General features: G+C 62.7%; 17 protein-coding genes. 11 read left to right on the top strand and 6 right to left on the bottom strand.

Features of this window, described 5'->3' with window-relative positions:
• The first annotated feature begins 31 nt into the window (after positions 1-31).
• Complete coding sequence (locus MF4836_RS26140) at positions 32-436, top strand: acyl-CoA thioesterase (protein ID WP_020295316.1); 405 nt, start codon at positions 32-34, stop codon at positions 434-436.
• Between the two features lie 87 nt (positions 437-523).
• Positions 524-1,411, top strand: a complete 888-nt coding sequence (locus MF4836_RS26145; RefSeq protein ID WP_078472744.1) for a formate/nitrite transporter family protein — start codon at positions 524-526, stop codon at positions 1,409-1,411.
• On the opposite strand, the gene MF4836_RS26150 is transcribed toward MF4836_RS26145, so the two are convergent.
• A complete protein-coding gene (locus tag MF4836_RS26150) occupies positions 1,412-2,677 on the bottom strand; it encodes a cation:proton antiporter (protein ID WP_078472745.1) in 1,266 nt (421 codons plus the stop codon).
• A gap of 296 nt (positions 2,678-2,973) precedes the next feature.
• Here MF4836_RS26150 and MF4836_RS26155 point away from each other — a divergent pair, with 296 nt between their 5' ends.
• Positions 2,974-3,807, top strand: a complete 834-nt coding sequence (locus MF4836_RS26155) for an EamA family transporter (protein WP_078472746.1) — start codon at positions 2,974-2,976, stop codon at positions 3,805-3,807.
• Between the two features lie 34 nt (positions 3,808-3,841).
• Complete coding sequence (locus tag MF4836_RS26160; protein ID WP_078472747.1) at positions 3,842-4,228, top strand: MAPEG family protein; 387 nt, start codon at positions 3,842-3,844, stop codon at positions 4,226-4,228.
• Positions 4,229-4,310: 82 nt separating this feature from the next.
• On the opposite strand, the gene mltA is transcribed toward MF4836_RS26160, so the two are convergent.
• Complete coding sequence (mltA, locus tag MF4836_RS26165) at positions 4,311-5,483, bottom strand: murein transglycosylase A (RefSeq protein ID WP_078472748.1); 1,173 nt, start codon at positions 5,481-5,483, stop codon at positions 4,311-4,313.
• Between the two features lie 128 nt (positions 5,484-5,611).
• Between mltA and MF4836_RS26170 the strand changes: the two genes are divergently transcribed.
• A complete protein-coding gene (locus MF4836_RS26170; RefSeq protein WP_078472749.1) occupies positions 5,612-6,061 on the top strand; it encodes a c-type cytochrome in 450 nt (149 codons plus the stop codon).
• Positions 6,062-6,226: 165 nt separating this feature from the next.
• On the opposite strand, the gene MF4836_RS26175 is transcribed toward MF4836_RS26170, so the two are convergent.
• The 4 genes from MF4836_RS26175 to MF4836_RS26190 all read right to left on the bottom strand — a co-directional run bounded on the left by MF4836_RS26175 (position 6,227) and on the right by MF4836_RS26190 (position 10,804).
• Entirely contained in the window at positions 6,227-6,622 is a 396-nt protein-coding gene (locus tag MF4836_RS26175) for a DUF1090 domain-containing protein (protein ID WP_078472750.1), read from the bottom strand.
• 95 nt (positions 6,623-6,717) lie between these two features.
• Positions 6,718-8,397, bottom strand: a complete 1,680-nt coding sequence (gene ligB, locus MF4836_RS26180) for an NAD-dependent DNA ligase LigB (RefSeq protein ID WP_078472751.1) — start codon at positions 8,395-8,397, stop codon at positions 6,718-6,720.
• Between the two features lie 202 nt (positions 8,398-8,599).
• Entirely contained in the window at positions 8,600-9,790 is a 1,191-nt protein-coding gene (gene metK / locus MF4836_RS26185) for a methionine adenosyltransferase (protein WP_078472752.1), read from the bottom strand.
• Positions 9,791-9,808: 18 nt separating this feature from the next.
• Positions 9,809-10,804 (bottom strand): ArsR/SmtB family transcription factor, encoded by a 996-nt coding sequence (locus MF4836_RS26190; protein ID WP_020295326.1) that lies wholly within the window; start codon positions 10,802-10,804, stop codon positions 9,809-9,811.
• A 257-nt stretch (positions 10,805-11,061) separates the two neighbouring features.
• Here MF4836_RS26190 and tkt point away from each other — a divergent pair, with 257 nt between their 5' ends.
• From tkt to fba, 6 genes are all read left to right on the top strand, one after another.
• Positions 11,062-13,059, top strand: coding sequence for a transketolase (gene tkt, locus MF4836_RS26195; RefSeq protein ID WP_078472753.1), 1,998 nt, complete (start codon positions 11,062-11,064; stop codon positions 13,057-13,059).
• A gap of 231 nt (positions 13,060-13,290) precedes the next feature.
• Entirely contained in the window at positions 13,291-14,370 is a 1,080-nt protein-coding gene (gene epd / locus MF4836_RS26200; RefSeq protein ID WP_078472754.1) for an erythrose-4-phosphate dehydrogenase, read from the top strand.
• Positions 14,371-14,387: 17 nt separating this feature from the next.
• The gene (locus tag MF4836_RS26205) at positions 14,388-15,551 is read left to right on the top strand and encodes a phosphoglycerate kinase (protein ID WP_078472755.1); all 1,164 of its coding nucleotides are present in this window, start codon (positions 14,388-14,390) and stop codon (positions 15,549-15,551) included.
• 31 nt (positions 15,552-15,582) lie between these two features.
• A complete protein-coding gene (locus MF4836_RS26210) occupies positions 15,583-15,804 on the top strand; it encodes a hypothetical protein (RefSeq protein ID WP_078472756.1) in 222 nt (73 codons plus the stop codon).
• Positions 15,805-15,863: 59 nt separating this feature from the next.
• On the top strand, positions 15,864-16,193 hold the full coding sequence (locus tag MF4836_RS26215) for an MliC family protein (RefSeq protein WP_078472757.1): 330 nt from the start codon (positions 15,864-15,866) through the stop codon (positions 16,191-16,193).
• Between the two features lie 187 nt (positions 16,194-16,380).
• Positions 16,381-17,445, top strand: coding sequence for a class II fructose-bisphosphate aldolase (gene fba / locus MF4836_RS26220; protein WP_020295332.1), 1,065 nt, complete (start codon positions 16,381-16,383; stop codon positions 17,443-17,445).
• Positions 17,446-17,449 lie beyond the last annotated feature (4 nt).

A 17,449-nucleotide genomic window follows, 5' to 3' on the forward strand; every position in this document is an offset into this window, starting at 1 on the left:
CGTAGACGAGACCGCACCCCCGGAGCCCCCCATGAACTTCCACACCCGCAAATGGGTTAAGCCCGAAGACCTCAACCCCAACGGCACGCTGTTCGGCGGTAGCCTGTTGCGCTGGATCGACGAAGAGGCGGCCATCTACGCCATCGTCCAGCTGGGCAATCAGCGCGTGGTCACCAAGTACATCTCGGAAATCAACTTTGTCAGCGCCTCGCGCCAGGGCGACATCATCGAGCTGGGGATTACCGCCACCGAGTTCGGTCGCACCTCGATTACCCTGACCTGCGAAGTGCGCAACAAGATCACCCGCAAGAGCATTCTCACGGTCGAGAAGATGGTGTTCGTCAACCTCGGCGAAGACGGCTTGCCGGCGCCCCACGGGCGCACCGAAATCAAGTACGTGAAAGACCAGTTCCAGGACGACGCCGCCGTCGAGTGAAGCCTTTGCGACAAAACACCTTGTGCCACTGAACAGCCCTGAACCGCGCAGGTCGTAGCTAAATGACCCGCCTGGTTCAGGAGCCTTATGGACACCCAAAAAGACGGCAAGACCCCCGGCCTGTCGGCCGAAGAACAGCACGACGTCGACCGCAACCAACCGCCTCGCGCGGCGGTCCTGCATGAAATCATCCGCACCCAGGGCGACCAGGAACTGGAGCGCAGTGTCGCTGCGCTGTGGTGGTCGGCCCTGGCTGCCGGCTTGACCATGGGCCTGTCATTGATGGGCATGGGCCTGCTCAATTCGCGCCTGCCCGACACCGAAGGCTTCAAGGTGATCGCCAGCTTCGGTTACTGCGCGGGCTTTCTTGCGGTGATCCTGGCGCGCCAGCAACTGTTTACCGAAAACACCCTGACCGCGGTGCTGCCGGTGATGAGCAAGCCGACCCTGAACAACTTCGGGCGCCTACTGCGGCTGTGGAGTGTGGTGCTGGTGGGTAACCTGTGCGGCACCCTGCTGGTGGCCTACGTGATGCTGCACCTGCCGATTTTTGACAGCAAGACCGATATGGCCTTCCTCGATATCGGGCGCAAGGTCATGGAAAACGACAGCAGCCAGATGTTCGCCAAAGGCATTATTTCCGGCTGGATGATTGCCACCATGGTCTGGATGATCCCGTCCATGGAGAGCGCCAAGATCTGGATCATCGTCCTGATCACCTACCTGATGGCCCTGGGTGACTTCACCCATATCGTGGTCGGTTCGGCCGAGGTCTCGTACCTGGTGTTTGCCGGCGAGTTGCCGTGGAAGGATTTCTGGCTGGTGTTCGCCGGGCCGACCCTGGCGGGCAATATCATCGGCGGCAGCTGCATCTTTGCCCTGATCAGCCATGCCCAGGTGCGCAGCGAGAGTGGCAAGCCCAATAAAACCGCGGACCAGGCGCCAGCGCCCGATCCGCGAGAGATCAAAAAATGATCAGTGAGCGTCTGCCTTGCTGGCGGGCGCCGGTGCATCGTTGGTCACGTGGCGTACCAGTTTGCCGATGCTCAGGCCCTGCAACAGGATCGACGACAGCACCACGATGTAGGTGATGCTCAGCAACAGGTCGCGTTCCGGGCCCAGGGGCAGGGCCAGCGCCAGTGCCACCGAAACCCCGCCGCGCAGGCCGCCCCAGGTCAGGACCCGGATGGTGCCGCGCGGCACCGTGCGCCAGCGGCGCAGCAGGAGGATGGCCGGGGCCACGGTAAGCAGGCGCGAGAGCAGGATCGCCAGCGCCAGCAGGCTCGCCGCCAACAGGTGTAGCCAGGAGAACGGCAACAGCAGCAGCTCCATGCCGATCAGGGCGAACAGCAGGGCGTTGAGCATGTCATCGAGCAATTCCCAGAAACCGTCGAGGTAGCGCCGGGTCATGTCGTTCATCGCCAGGTTGCGCCCCAGGTTGCCGATGATCAGCCCCGCCACCACCATCGCGATCGGTGCCGATACGTGCAGTTCGGCGGCCATCGCCGAGCCGCCGATGACCAGGGCCAGGGTCAGCATGACTTCGATCTGGTGCTGCTCGATGCTCTTGATCATCAGGTACACCAGGTAGCCGATCAGCCCGCCGAACACCACGCCGCCAATGGCCTCGTGGGCGAACAGCATGGCCGTCGCGCCAATCGTCGGGGTTTCACCCAGCTGGGCGATGCCGAGCAGTACGGTAAACACCACCACGGCGGTGCCGTCGTTGAACAGCGACTCGCCGACGATGGTGGTCTTCAGCGGTTTGGACGCGTTGGCGGTACGCAGCACGCCGAGCACGGCAATCGGGTCGGTGGGTGAAATCAGCGCGCCGAACAGCAGGCAGTAGAGGAAGCTCACATGCCAGCCGAACAGGCCGAAGATCCAGTAGGCCAGGCTGCCGATCACCACTGTGGCGACCAGAACGCCGACCGTGGCCAGCAGGCCGATGGGCCAGCGGTAACTGCGCAGGTCGCCGAGGTTGACGTGCAGGGCGCCGGCGAACAGCAGGAACGACAGCATCCAGTTCATCAGCAGGTCGCCGAAGTCGATCTGGCCGATCAGTTGTTGCACGTGCTCTTCGAGCCCGGGGTAGCCAAGAAAGCTCAGGCCTTGCAGCAGCAGGGAAAACAGCAGTGCGGTCACCATCACGCCGATGGTCGGCGGCAGGCCGATAAAGCGGAAATTAACGTAGGTGAGCAGGGTGGTCAGGCAAATAAATGCAGCGACAAGTTCAAGCATCCGGACTCCTTTGGATGAACAGCGAGGGTGACAGGGGGCGGCAGCAAGCTTCGGGCCTCAAGCTGCAAGTTTCAAGCTTGAGGCTCACCGCTTGCCACTTGCAGCTGCTATTAGTCTGTAGTCTTGACGCGCTGATCAGGCATGCGCATGCCGGTTCCCGTCCCCGGAGGGTCGAGCGGCGGCAGGAATTATTGGAATAGGTATCTGCGCAACTGAGTGCGGCGTGGTCGGCGCCAGTATAAACAGCCGAAAGGGCTAGGTGAAACGTTTCTCCTCTATCAAACAGGGAGTCTGAAGTGCTGGCGACAAGTCTGGTTCTGGTGGCGGCGCTGCTGCATGCGGCCTGGAACACCCTGATCAAATTCAGTGCCGAGCGGTTGTTGGTGGTGGCGTGCATGGACAGTGTGGCGCTGTTGTTCGTGGCCTTGATGCTGGGCTTCGTCGAGCTGCCGCCTGCCGCGATCTGGCCATGGATCCTGGCCTCCGCCGCCTTTGAACTGCTGTACCGCTACCTGTTGATCCAGGCCTACCGGGTGGGCGACCTGGGGCTGGTTTACCCCTTGATGCGCGGGCTATCGCCTCTGGTGGTGCTGGCCCTGACCCTGGTGTTTGCCGGAGAAGTGCTCAGCACCCAGCAGATCCTCGGCATTCTGCTGATCCCCTTCGGCATGCTTTGCCTGTTGTGGCAGGGCGGTGGCGGCGAGCGCCTGCCGTGGTCGATGCTGCCGGTGGTGGCGCTGATTGGCCTGTGCATCGGTTGCTACACCTTTATCGATGGCCAGGCCCTGCGGCGCTGGTCGCACCCTCTGGATTACCTGGTCTGGGTCACGCTGCTCAGTGCCTGGCCCTTTCCCTTGCTGGCGCTGGTCCGCAGGCGCCCGGCATTCGCCCTGTTCTGGCGTGAACAGTGGCGGTTGGGGCTGTGCGTCGGATTTTGCGTATTGTTCAGCTACGCTTTGGTGCTTTGGGCCATGCAGCTTGGCTCGATTGCCGAAGCTGCGGCGTTGCGCGAGATCAGCGTGATCCTGGTGGTGCTGTTCGGCATGCGCTACTTGAAAGAACCTTTCGGGCGGCCACGGCTCTTAGCCTGTGGGCTGGTCCTGATCGGCATGCTGGTGATGAAGTTCTGATCCGTCCCCCCTAACTTTAAAAAAGGACCCTGCCATGACCGTTGCTTTCTGGTGTGTATTTATCGCCATCCTCCTGCCGTACCTGTGCACCGGTATCGCCAAGTTCAGTGGTGGCAAGTTCGGGCCACGGCAGAACCACGACCCGCGTGCGTTCCTGGCGACCCTTGAAGGCTTCGCCAAGCGTGCCCATTCCGCCCAGCTCAACAGCTTCGAAGTGACCCCGGCCTTTGCGGCGGCGGTGATCATTGCCCATGTCGCCAATGTGGCGCAGCTGGTGACCATCGACGTGCTGGCGGTGCTGTTTATCACCAGTCGCCTGCTGTACATCATCTGCTACCTGGCGGACTGGGCCATGCTGCGCTCGGTGGTGTGGTTCGTGGGCATGGCACTGATTGCCAGCTTCTTTTTCGTTTCGATCTGATCGCTGTTCCGCGACCCTGGGCTGCTTTCGCCGAGGGTCGCCGCCTGCGAAGTTACGGGCGGCGTGGAGTTGAGTGGCGAGGTTATTTGCTGTCGGCCACTTCCGGAACGGCCGGCAGCGCCGCGCCCTTGGGCCAGAGCATCCAGATCTGTCCTTGCTGTTTCATGTCGCCGGCCAGTTGCCCGGCTGCATCCCCCGTACCCCAGAACAGATCCGCACGGACCTCGCCGGTGATGGCGCCGCCGGTGTCCTGAGCGGCCACCGGGCGCACCAGACTGCTGCCATCCGGGCGGGTGGTGGACAGCCACAACAGGCTGCCCAGGGGAATCACTTTGCGATCCACCGCCACGCTGTAGCCTGAGGTCAGGGGCACATTCAGCGACCCACGCGGACCTTCGTTACTGTCCGGGTTGCGGTTGAAGAACACATAACTGGGGTTGCTCCCCAGCAGCTCGGGAATACGTGCCGGGTGGGCCTTGGCCCATGCCGCGATGGCACCCATGGTGACTTCTTCTTTTTTCAGCTCGCCCTGATCCACCAGCCAGCGCCCAATCGGCCGATAAGGATGGCCGTTCTGGTCGGCATAGCCGATGCGCAGTTGGCGACCATCGGCCAGCTGGATCCGTCCCGAGCCCTGGATCTGCAGGAATTGCAGGTCCATCGGGTCGGTCAGCCAGGCGATCACCGGGGCCTTGACGCCCTTGGTCTCGATGCTGGCAGCGTCGTCGTAGGGCTTGAGCACCCGGCCTTCAAGCCGGCCGCGCAGGCGCTTGCCCTTGAGTTCGGGGTAGAGGCTGTCCAGGGCGACGATGATCATGTCATCCGGCACGCCGTACACCGGCACATTGGCGGTCTTGGTCGCGGTCAGGCTACCGGGGTAGACCGGTTCGTAGTAACCGGTGATCAGGCCATTGCTGCTGCCATTGGCCGAGCGCAGGCCGAAGACCTGAAGGTGTTCTTCAAGAAAGCCGCGAATGGCGGCGGGCGTCTGCGGCACAGTGGCCGCCGCGGCGCAGGTTGGTCCCCAGATCGTATCGGCCTTGAGTCGGGTGCAGGCACTGCGCCAGGAGCCGAAGCCGGCCAGCAGGTCATTGTCGGCGACCTGCGGCAGGGCTTCCCAGGGTGCGCTGACGTAGGTGGCGATGGCGTGGGACTGGGGCGTTTCGGTGTCGCTGCCATTGCACCCGGCCAGCAGGGCCAGGGTCGGCAGGGTCCAGGCCAGGTGACGGCGCCAGGCGCTGAAACTGAGATTCATGCGGTACTTCCTTTGACGATTGCGCGAGCCGTGCAGGCGCTCGGGCAACCCTTGTTTTTAATAGGGCTATTGGTCTTTGCCGGGCAGGCGAGGATACTGGCTGCCGTTTTCCCGAACCTTGAGCCACCATGATTCTTAAAAGACTTGCTGTTGTATTGCTGGCCTGCCTGACGCTTTCTGCCTGCGGTGGAGTCGATCCGAACTCGCCCCTGGGGCAGCGCAAGGCGATCTTCAAACAGATGCTCAAGACCGGTGAAGACCTGGGCGGCATGCTTCGCGGACGGATCGCCTTCGACGGTGCGCGTTTCGCCGAGGGCGCGGTCAAACTCGACAGCCTGTCCCATGAGCCGTGGAAGCACTTTCCCCAGGTCAAGGAAGAGGAAAATACCAGCGCCACCGACGATGTCTGGCGCAAGCAGGCGCGCTTCCAGGAGCTGGCGCGCAACCTTGAGGCGGCCACCGGTGAATTGGTGATCGCGAGTCAGGTCCAGCCCTACAAGGCCGCCAATCTCGGCCCGGCGGTGCAGAAGGTCGAAGATGCGTGCAGTGCTTGCCATAAAGAGCTTCGTGATCACTGATCCTGCTTTAAATCGGGCGACCTGGGCAGGACCGGGGCATCTGTCGCGACGGCAGCGGCCAGACCCGGGGCTTGAGGCGGTGCCTGCTGCGCAGGCAAGCGGGAGCAAGCTCCCTCGCCACGGACAGTCCTGAGTCAAGGTTTGGCGTGAAAGCCCGTCAGCGGCTTATTTATCCAGCTCGTCCAGGGCTTGCTGCAGTTCCTTGCGGGATTCGGCGAGCTTGTCCTTGCGCTTGTTGATCTTCTCCGAATCGCCTTTTTTCATGGCTTTATCCAGGTCGGCCTGGCGGCGGCTGACTTCGTGCTTGGCATCCAGCACCTTATTTTCCCGTTCCTTCTTCAGCGAGGCGTCGGTGCAGTTGGCAGTGACTTCGCTCAGGGCTTTTTCCAGGCCAGCCTGCTGTTCGCTGTTGCCGTGAGCCTTGGCTTGCTCGATCTGGACGCTGATGGCCTGGCGCTTGGCGGCGCAGCCGGTGAGTTCCGGGGCCTGCTCTGTGGCCAGCACCGGGGCGGCCACCAGGCTGCAAAGGGTCAAAAGCGCGAGCGGTGAAAACAGTTTCATAAAGGCTCCGTAAGGTCGCTATCAGGTGGGCAGACGGTTGGGCTCTTGGAGCGTAGTCGTGCCCTTGGGGTTCAACACCACGGATCGATCAGTCTTCAAAACCCTTCGACCCCGGCGGCTCTCAATTCTTCTGTGACAGCCCGCATCTGCGGGCTCTGCAAAAACGCGCTCAACTGTGCGGCGCGCTTGGGGCCGATGTTGCCCTCGGCCTGCCATTGTTCGGTACTTTTGCTCGCCAGGATCTGCCACGGGCCTTGCAGGCTGGCCGTGCCACTGGGCGGCAAGCCCAGGGCCTTCAGCCAGCGTGCGAAAGGTCGTTGCCGGGCGCCTTGCAGGCTGTCGAGCAGGCGTGCGCTGCTGCGTTCGCCAAAACCGGCAATGTTAGCAAGCTCTGCGTGGTCGAGGGTCAACCAATCGACCAAGCCTTTGATGCGACCTGTTTCAATCAGTTTCTCCCAGGTGCCGCTAGCGACATGGGGCAGGTCCAGCCCCTGCTTGCCGCTGAGCCAGGTCAGGCGTGCAAGGAACTGGCTTTCGCAACCGGGCAGCGGCTGCCAGCAGCTCAGGTAATCAAAGGCCCCGGGGTCGGGCACCGTGATTGGTGCCCGTTGCGCCGAACGCAGCACCACGCTGTCCAGGCGTGGCACCGTCAGCCCGGCCAGGCTGATGGCCACCTGGTCGCCGGGGCGGATATCCAGCGCTTGCCAGCGCTGTAGCGAGCCACTGCTGACCCGGCGGATCTGTCGGTCATCCAGGCGCACCGGCTCCAGTTCCAGCAGTGGGGTGATGCGCCCGGTGCGGCCGATCTTGAATTGCACCTTGCGTACCGTGGCCAGGGCCTGCCGGTAGGGGTATTTCCAGGCCACCAGCCAGTACGGTGCCTTGACCTGCCAGCGCTGCGCGGGCGGGCGCAGGCTTTGGCGCAACACAATGCCGTCGCTGGCAAAGGGCAGGGGCGCGCGATACCAGTGGTCGCGCCAGCGCCGTGCGCCTTCAAGGTCGGTGACGGGGTGGCTGTACTCGCGGCTTTCGGTGAACCCCAGGCTGCTCAACTGCGCCAGGCGTTCGGGTAGGGTGTTCGGGCCCTGTGGCCAGTCCCAGACAAACAGGCCGATCTGCCGTGCCTCTTGCGCCCGCAGCTGTTTGCGTGCCATCAGCCCGGCGATCTGGCTGCGGGCATTGCGGCTGCCGGCCTCCGCCTGAACGTGGGCTTCCAGGCGCCAGTACAGCTCGCCTTGCAGCAGCAGGTCCACCGGCTGGGGCAATCGCTTGGGAATGGCCTCGATCAACTGCGCAGCGGCGCTCCAGTCCTGGCCACGCAGGCCGTCGCCACGGCTGATGGCCTGCTGGAACAGGCCGCGACGGTAGATCAGGGTCACCGCCACGCCGTCGACCTTCGGCTGCACCCAGACCTGGCGGCGGCCTTGCAGCCAGGACTGTACGGCCTGGTCGTCGGCGAGTTTCTCGAGGCCGGTATGGGGGATCGGGTGGGCCACGTCGCCGGCAGCGCTGCGCAGCGGCTGGTCAGCAGTGGACGCGACGCCGAAGCACTGGCGCCAGGTGATCAGGCGTTGCCGTGCCTGGTCATACAGCTCGTCGGCCACTGCGGATTGGCCCTGTCGGTGATAGCCCTCGTCCCAGGCCTGCAGTTGCCGATGCAGGGCGCTGATTTCTTCAGTGGCGCGGGCGGTGGGCCAATCCGGGCAGGCGGCCATGGCCGGCAGGACGAGAAGTGCCAGGGCGAAACTGATCAACCATTGCAGTCTGGGCAACATGGGGAGCGTCCTTGCTCGGGCGTGATGTCGACCAAGGTTAGGCCGCTCCGCGAGGCGCGGGGCACTCGGCTGGTTGCCGGTTGTTTCGGGGCCCGGGAGGCGGCCGGTAAGCCCCGGGCCAGAGGCCGGCAGGGAAACCTTCGGCTACAAAAAAGCCCCGCAGGGCGAACCGTGCGGGGCTTTGGATGTTGCCAGGTGAAGCTTACAGACCGGCAGCGGCGCGCAGGGCCTCGGCGCGGTCGGTTTTTTCCCAGGTGAAGGTGGTGAAGGTGTCTTCGCCCACGGTCTTGGTTTGCGGGGTACGACCGAAGTGGCCGTAAGCAGCGGTTTCCTGGTACATCGGGTGCAGCAGGTCGAGCATGGTGGTGATGGCGTATGGACGCAGGTCGAACACGTCACGTACCAGCTTGACGATCTTGTCGTCGCTGATCTTGCCGGTGCCGAAGGTGTTCAACGAGATCGAAGTCGGTTGAGCGACGCCGATAGCGTAGGAAACCTGAATCTCGCAGCGCTCGGCCAGGCCGGCAGCGACGATGTTCTTGGCCACATAGCGACCGGCGTAGGCGGCCGAACGGTCAACCTTGGATGGATCCTTGCCGGAGAACGCGCCGCCGCCGTGACGGGCCATGCCGCCGTAGCTGTCGACGATGATCTTGCGACCGGTCAGGCCGCAGTCGCCCACCGGGCCGCCAATGATGAACTGGCCAGTCGGGTTGATGTGGAACTGGGTGTCCTTGGTCAGCAGGTCGGCCGGCAGCACGTGCTTGACGATCAGCTCCATCACGCCTTCGCGCAGGTCTTTGTACGACACGTCAGGGTTGTGCTGGGTCGACAATACGACGGCGTCGATCGCCACCACCTTGCCGCCTTCGTAACGGCAGGTCACTTGCGACTTGGCGTCGGGACGCAGCCAAGGCAGCAGGCCGGATTTGCGGGCCTCGGCCTGGCGCTGCACCAGTTGGTGCGAGAAGGTGATCGGTGCCGGCATCAGCACGTCGGTTTCGTTGCTGGCGTAGCCGAACATCAGGCCCTGGTCGCCGGCGCCCTGATCTTCAGGCTTGGCACGGTCTACACCCTGGTTGATGTCGGGGGACTGCTTGCCGATGATGTTCATCACGCCGCAGGTCGCGCCGTCGAAGCCGACGTCGGAGCTGTTGTAGCCGATGTCCAGGATGACGTTACGGACGATTTCTTCCAGATCGACCCAGGCCGATGTGGTGACTTCGCCGGCGATGATCGCCACGCCGGTTTTCACCAGAGTCTCGCAAGCCACGCGGGCGAACTTGTCTTGGGTAATGATGGCGTCCAGCACCGCGTCAGAAATCTGGTCGGCGATTTTGTCCGGATGCCCTTCAGACACGGACTCGGAGGTGAAAAGGGAGTATTCGCTCATCTCGACGGTTTCCTAAATTTACCGATGGTGAGTGTCGCCAGCCGGTCGCTGAAAATGGCGGACCTGAATCTGGAAACCATTACGTAAGCCTACATACAGGCTTTCCCCGGGAACCAGTCCCGCAGCGGTGGCCCAACGGGCCAGATCTTCCTGTTCAAAGCCCAGCCAGAGATCACCGCAGGCCTCCCTGGCCCAACTCTGGTTGTGGCTGCACAACTCTGTCACTAACAGGCTACCGCCTGGTTGCAGCAGGCCGGCCATGTGTTTCATGGCTTCGGCGGGCGCTGCGAAATGGTGCAAGACCATGTTCAACACGACGCAGTTGGCGCTCAGGCCTACGCCATTCAGTGCATCGGCCAACTGCAGGCTGACGTTAGCCAGCGCTTCGCGTTCACACAGCTGACGCGCCAGATCCAGCATCGCCGGGCTGTTGTCCAGCGCGGTGACCTGATGAAAGCGGCGGGCCAGATCCGGCAGAAAGCCACCGTCGCCCGGGCCGACTTCGATGGCCGTGGCGGTGCTGCCGAAATTCAGCTGATCCAGCAACGAAAGCAAGCTCTCGCGGTACTGGGGCAGTCCTGCGATCAGGTCCTGCTGGGCGCGAAACTTCTCCGCGACCCGGGAAAAAAAGTCCTGGCTGGCCGTCGCCCGTTGTCGATGCACCAGGCCGATCCGCGCCTGTACGTCAAAGGGCAGGGCCAGTTGGTCGACTTCATCGAGCAGAGCTGCATGCAACCTGCCACCCAGTTGCTCGGTGTTGGGCAGGGCACGGCGATAGAAAATCGCATTGCCCTCGCGGCGGGTCGCCACCAGGTCGGCCTGGGCCAGAACCTTGAGGTGGTGGCTCATGCCGGACTGGCCGATGGCAAAGATCTGCGCCAGCTCCAGTACACCGAACGAGTCGTTGGTCAGCGCGCGCAATACATTCAATCGCAGCGGATCGCCGCCGGCCTTGCACAAGGCCGCCAGTTCATCGCAGTCGTCATGGCGAATGGAAGGCACACGTAAATTCATAGTGGCGCAGTCTAGTGACGCCCATAAAACCCCGCAAGACCAATATCAAAAAGTTTTGATATTGGTAGATAAATGGCACTTGAAGCAGCCTTTGCTCTCTAAAGACGAAATGCAGAAAGGTTTCATCAGGCGATAAGCGCTTTATCCACAGGAAAAACGTGCCAGAACGACTATCTGTCATTGCCCCCGCCTACGGGCTGAGGGAAAATGCGCGTCTTTTTTCCGTTTCGTTTTATTCAAACCCTAGGAGATCAGCGATGCCCAGCCGTCGTGAGCGTGCCAACGCCATTCGTGCCCTCAGCATGGATGCCGTGCAAAAAGCCAACAGCGGCCATCCCGGTGCCCCGATGGGTATGGCGGATATCGCCGAGGTACTCTGGCGTGACTACCTGAAGCACAACCCGAGTAATCCGGCTTTCGCCGACCGTGACCGCTTCGTGCTGTCCAACGGCCACGGCTCGATGTTGATCTACTCGCTGCTGCACCTGACCGGCTATGACCTGTCGATCGAAGACCTGAAAAACTTCCGCCAACTGCACAGCCGCACCCCGGGTCACCCGGAATTCGGCTACACCCCGGGTGTTGAAACCACCACCGGTCCGTTGGGCCAGGGCCTGGCCAACGCCGTGGGTTTCGCCCTCGCAGAGAAAGTCCTGGCGGCGCAGTTCAACCGCCCGGGGCACAACGTTGTCGATCACCACACCTACGTGTTCCTGGGTGATGGCTGCATGATGGAAGGCATTTCCCACGAAGTGGGTTCCCTGGCCGGTACACTGGGCCTGGGCAAGCTGATTGCCTTCTACGATGACAACGGCATCTCCATCGACGGCGAAGTCGAAGGCTGGTTTACCGATGACACCCCGAAGCGTTTCGAAGCCTACAACTGGCAGGTGATCCGCAACGTCGACGGTCATGATCCTGAAGAACTGAAGATCGCCATCGAGACCGCGCGCAAAAGCGAGCAGCCGACCCTGATCTGCTGCAAGACCACCATCGGTTTCGGCTCGCCGAACAAGCAAGGCAAGGAAGACTGCCACGGCGCCCCATTGGGTGACGCGGAAATCGCCCTGACCCGCAAGGCGCTGAACTGGAACTACGCTCCGTTCGAAATCCCGGCCGATATCTACGCCGAGTGGGACGCCAAGGAAGCCGGCCGCGCGGTCGAAGCCGAGTGGGATCAGCGCTTCGCGGCCTACTCCGCCGCCTTCCCTGAGCTGGCCAACGAGCTGGTCCGTCGCCTGGCCGGTGAATTGCCTGCCGATTTCGCCGAAAAGGCCTCCGCCTATATCGCTGAAGTCGCGGCCAAGGGCGAAACCATCGCCAGCCGCAAGGCCAGCCAGAACGCCCTGAATGCCTACGGCCCACTGCTGCCTGAACTGCTGGGCGGCTCCGCTGACCTGGCCGGTTCCAACCTGACCCTGTGGAAAGGCTGCAAAGGCGTGTCGGCGGAAGATGCCAGCGGCAACTACATGTACTACGGCGTTCGCGAGTTCGGCATGAGCGCGATCATGAACGGCGTGTCCCTGCACGGCGGCCTGGTGCCTTACGGCGCGACCTTCCTGATGTTCATGGAATACGCCCGCAACGCGGTGCGCATGGCGTCCTTGATGAAGAAGCGCGTGGTGTTCGTCTACACCCACGACTCCATCGGCTTGGGCGAAGACGGCCCGACTCACCAGCCGGTCGAGCAACTGACCAGCCTGCGCAGCACCCCGAACCTCGACACCTGGCGTCCAGCCGATGCCGTGGAATCGGCCGTCTGCTGGAAGCTGGCCATCGAGCGCAAGGACGGCCCTTCGGCGCTGATCTTCTCCCGTCAGAACCTGCAGCACCAAACCCGCGATGCCGGCCAGATCGCTGATATCGCCCGTGGCGGCTACGTGTTGAAGGACTGCGCAGGCGAGCCTGAGCTGATCCTGATCTCCACCGGTTCGGAAGTGGGCCTGGCGGTTCAGGCGTTCGACAAGCTGACCGAGCAGGGCCGCAAGGTGCGTGTGGTTTCCATGCCGTGCACCAGCGTGTTCGATGCCCAGGACGCCGGCTACAAGCAATCGGTCCTGCCGTTGCAGGTCAGTGCCCGTATCGCCATCGAGGCCGCTCACGCGGACTACTGGTACAAGTACGTGGGCCTGGAAGGCCGCGTGATCGGCATGACCACCTACGGCGAGTCGGCGCCTGCGCCAGCCTTGTTCGAAGAGTTCGGCTTCACCCTGGAAAACATCCTGGGTCAGGCTGAAGAACTGCTGGAAGACTAAAACGCACCGCTCCTCTGTGTAGGAGCGAGCTTGTAGTGGCGAGGGAGCTTGCTCCCGCTGAGCTGCGAAGCGGCCCCAAACCGACCTGTCGAGAGGTATCAGATATACCTCGGCAACCGGCCTGGGAGCGCTGCGCGCTCCAGCGGGAGCAAGCTCCCTCGCCACGCAAGCGCGCTCCTACAAGGGTTTGCGTATAACCCGTGTGTCTACCTGTACCTGATTGAGAACCCCATGCCTCAACCGCGTCCCTACAAAGTTGCACTCAACGGCTACGGCCGGATTGGTCGTTGCGTCTTGCGTGCTCTGTTCGAGCGAGGGGCCGCGGCCGGGTTCGAAATTGTTGCAATCAACGACCTGGCCGACATGGCCAGCATCGAATACCTGACACGCTTCGACTCCACCCATGGCCGGTTCCCCGGCGAGGTGAGGATCGATGGCGATTGTCTGCATATTAATGGCAACTGCGTGAAGGTCTTGCGCAGTGCTACCCCCGAAGGCATCGATTGGGCGTCCCTGGGCGTCGATCTGGTGCTGGAGTGCTCCGGCGCTTACCACACCCGGGCCGATGGCCAGCGCTTCCTCGATGCCGGTGCGCCGCGGGTGCTGTTTTCCCAGCCGATGGCCAGTGAGTCGGATGTCGACGCCACCATCGTCTACGGCGTCAACCAGGATTGCCTGACCGGCCGCGAGCTGCTGGTATCCAACGCCTCCTGCACCACCAACTGCGGCGTTCCGCTGTTGCGCCTGCTGGATCAGGCGATCGGCCTGGAGTACGTATCGATCACCACCATTCACTCGGCGATGAACGATCAGCCGGTGATCGACGCCTATCACCACGAAGACCTGCGCCGTACCCGTTCGGCGTTCCAGTCGGTGATCCCGGTGTCCACCGGTCTGGCCCGAGGCATCGAACGGCTGCTGCCGGAACTTGCCGGGCGAATTCAGGCCAAAGCAGTGCGCGTGCCGACGGTGAACGTGTCGTGCCTCGATATCACCCTGCAAACCGTGAGTGATACCGATGCCGGCGAGGTCAACCGGATCCTGCGCGAGGCCGCCACCAGCGGCCCGCTCAAGGGTTTGCTGGCCTACACCGAGCTGCCGCACGCCAGCTGTGATTTCAACCACGACCCGCATTCGGCGATCGTCGACGCCAGTCAGACCCGTGTTTCCGGCCCCCGGCTGGTGAACATCCTGGCCTGGTTCGACAACGAATGGGGGTTTGCCAACCGAATGCTGGACGTTGCAGGACATTATCTGCAAACAGCTGCTCCACTTTCTGCCCCTCTACTCCCTGCTTCTCAACAGCAGTAACCCAGGAATTGCGACCCATGACCGTGTTGAAGATGACCGACCTCGATCTGCAAGGTAAGCGCGTACTGATCCGTGAAGACCTCAACGTCCCAGTCAAGGACGGTGTTGTCACCAGCGATGCGCGAATCCTGGCCTCGCTGCCGACCATCAAGCTGGCCCTGGAAAAAGGCGCGGCAGTGATGGTCTGCTCGCACCTGGGCCGTCCGACCGAAGGCGAGTTCTCGGCCGAGAACAGCCTCAAGCCCGTCGCCGACTACCTGAGCAAGGCCTTGGGCCGTGAGGTGCCGCTGGTGGCCGATTACCTGAACGGTGTCGAGGTCAAGGCCGGTGACATCGTGTTGTTCGAAAACGTGCGCTTCAACAAGGGCGAGAAAAAGAACGCCGACGAACTGGCCCAGCAATACGCTGCGCTGTGCGACGTGTTCGTGATGGACGCTTTCGGCACCGCCCACCGTGCCGAGGGCTCGACCCATGGCGTGGCCAAGTTCGCCAAGGTCGCTGCGGCCGGTCCGTTGCTGGCCGCTGAGCTGGATGCACTGGGCAAGGCCCTGGGCGCCCCGGCACAACCGATGGCGGCCATCGTTGCCGGTTCCAAGGTGTCGACCAAGCTTGACGTGCTCAACAGCCTGAGCCAGATCTGCAATCAACTGATCGTCGGCGGCGGTATTGCCAACACCTTCCTCGCGGCTGCCGGTCACCCGGTCGGCAAGTCGCTGTACGAGCCGGACCTGTTGGACACCGCCCGTGACATCGCGGCCAAGGTCAGCGTCCCGCTGCCGGTCGACGTGGTGGTGGCCAAGGAATTTGCCGAAAGCGCCGAAGCCACGGTCAAGCTGATCGCCGATGTGGCGGCCGACGACATGATCCTCGACATTGGCCCGCAAACCGCCGCGCATTTCGCCGAGCTGCTGAAGTCGTCCAAGACCATCCTCTGGAACGGTCCGGTCGGCGTGTTCGAGTTCGACCAGTTCGGTAACGGCACCAAGGTGCTGGCCCAGGCCATCGCCGACAGCTCGGCATTCTCCATTGCCGGTGGTGGCGACACCCTGGCGGCCATCGATAAATATGGTGTGGCCGAGCAAATCTCCTACATTTCTACCGGCGGCGGCGCGTTCCTCGAGTTCGTCGAAGGCAAGGTGCTGCCAGCCGTGGAAGTCCTGGAAGCACGGGCCAAGGGCTGAAGCCCCATTGGCCAGGCAAAGGAGTGTTCACATGGTCAAGACGTTAATGCTGTTGATCGGCGTCGGGTTGCTGGTGGGGTGTTCCAGCACCCCCGAGGCCAAACCTGCGGTCGAGCCAGGGGCGCCGGACAACGGCTGCTACCAGGCCGATTGGCAGGCCGAGACGGCGCCGGTGATTAACAAGCGTCTGGGCCCTGATGGCCTGGACAAATACGAAACCCCGTCCCGGACCAAGGAACATGGTTGTCCTTGACGGGTCTCATTGATTACGCGCTGTGCCGGCGGCCTGCTGCCGCCTGCCGAGGAACACCGATGAAAGGCTTTATCGCCGTGGCGGCGCTGGCATTGCTGGCAGGTTGCGCCAACCTGGATCTGTTCAAGTCGCCACCCGCCGACACCTGGACCACCTGGGTCTGCGACAGCCAGGCACACGTGGTCTGGCGCTACACCGACAGCAGCCGCAAGGAAGTCGATGTGCGCCTGGGCGGGGCCGATCAGGTCTACCGCCTGAAGCTGGAGCCGGGCGCCTCGGGCGCGCTGTACAGCAATGAGATGCTGGCGTTTCACGAAAAAGGTGAGGAAGGCCTGGTTTACTGGGTCGCCACTAACGATCTGATCGGCCGCGGCTGCAAGGCTCAATAAAACCGGCCCCGGTGGCGACGGCCGAGCCGACAGGCTCGCTCGCTACAGGGGTTGGCAGGACACGAAACAGCGTTTTACTTGAATCAGGCAGGGCGGGCTGACCCCCGATCTGCAATAACTTGAATAGCAGCCGCCGCTACGGCAGGCTTGCACGATTAACGACCCTCGATCGGGAGAGACACACACAATGGCACTCATCAGCATGCGCCAGATGCTGGACCACGCAGCCGAATTCGGCTACGGCGTTCCAGCTTTCAACGTCAACAACCTTGAGCAGATGCGCGCCATCATGGAAGCCGCTGACAAGACTGACTCCCCGGTGATCGTCCAGGCTTCGGCCGGTGCCCGCAAATACGCCGGTGCGCCTTTCCTGCGCCACCTGATCCTCGCCGCGATCGAAGAATTCCCGCACATCCCGGTGTGCATGCACCAGGACCACGGCACCAGCCCTGACGTCTGCCAGCGCTCCATCCAGCTGGGCTTCAGCTCGGTCATGATGGACGGCTCCCTGGGCGAAGACGGCAAGACCCCGACCGACTACGACTACAACGTGCGCGTGACCCAGCAAACCGTGGCCATGGCTCACGCCTGCGGCGTGTCGGTAGAAGGCGAGCTGGGCTGCCTGGGTTCCCTGGAAACCGGCATGGCCGGTGAAGAAGACGGTATCGGCGCTGAAGGCGTGCTGGATCACAGCCAGATGCTGACCGACCCGGAAGAAGCCGCCGACTTTGTCAAGCGCACCCAGGTCGATGCCCTGGCCATCGCTATCGGCACCAGCCACGGCGCCTACAAGTTCACCAAGCCGCCTACCGGCGACGTGCTGGCCATCGACCGCATCAAAGAGATCCACAAGCGCATTCCCAACACTCACCTGGTGATGCACGGTTCGTCTTCGGTACCGCAAGAGTGGCTGGCAATCATCAACCAGTACGGCGGCGACATCAAAGAAACCTACGGCGTGCCGGTTGAAGAAATCGTTGAAGGCATCAAGCACGGCGTGCGCAAGGTCAACATCGACACCGACCTGCGCCTGGCGTCCACCGGTGCGATGCGTCGCCTGATGGCCACCAACCCGAGCGAGTTCGACCCGCGCAAATTCTTCGGCGCTACCGTGACCGCCATGCGCGACGTGTGCATCGCCCGTTACGAAGCCTTCGGCACCGCCGGCAATGCTTCGAAGATCAAGCCGGTTTCCCTGGAAGCCATGTTCCAGCGTTACCTCAAGGGTGAGCTGAACGCCAAGGTCAACTAAGCCC

The organism is Pseudomonas sp. MF4836 (assembly GCF_002018875.1).
In the GTDB taxonomy this organism is placed as follows: domain Bacteria; phylum Pseudomonadota; class Gammaproteobacteria; order Pseudomonadales; family Pseudomonadaceae; genus Aquipseudomonas.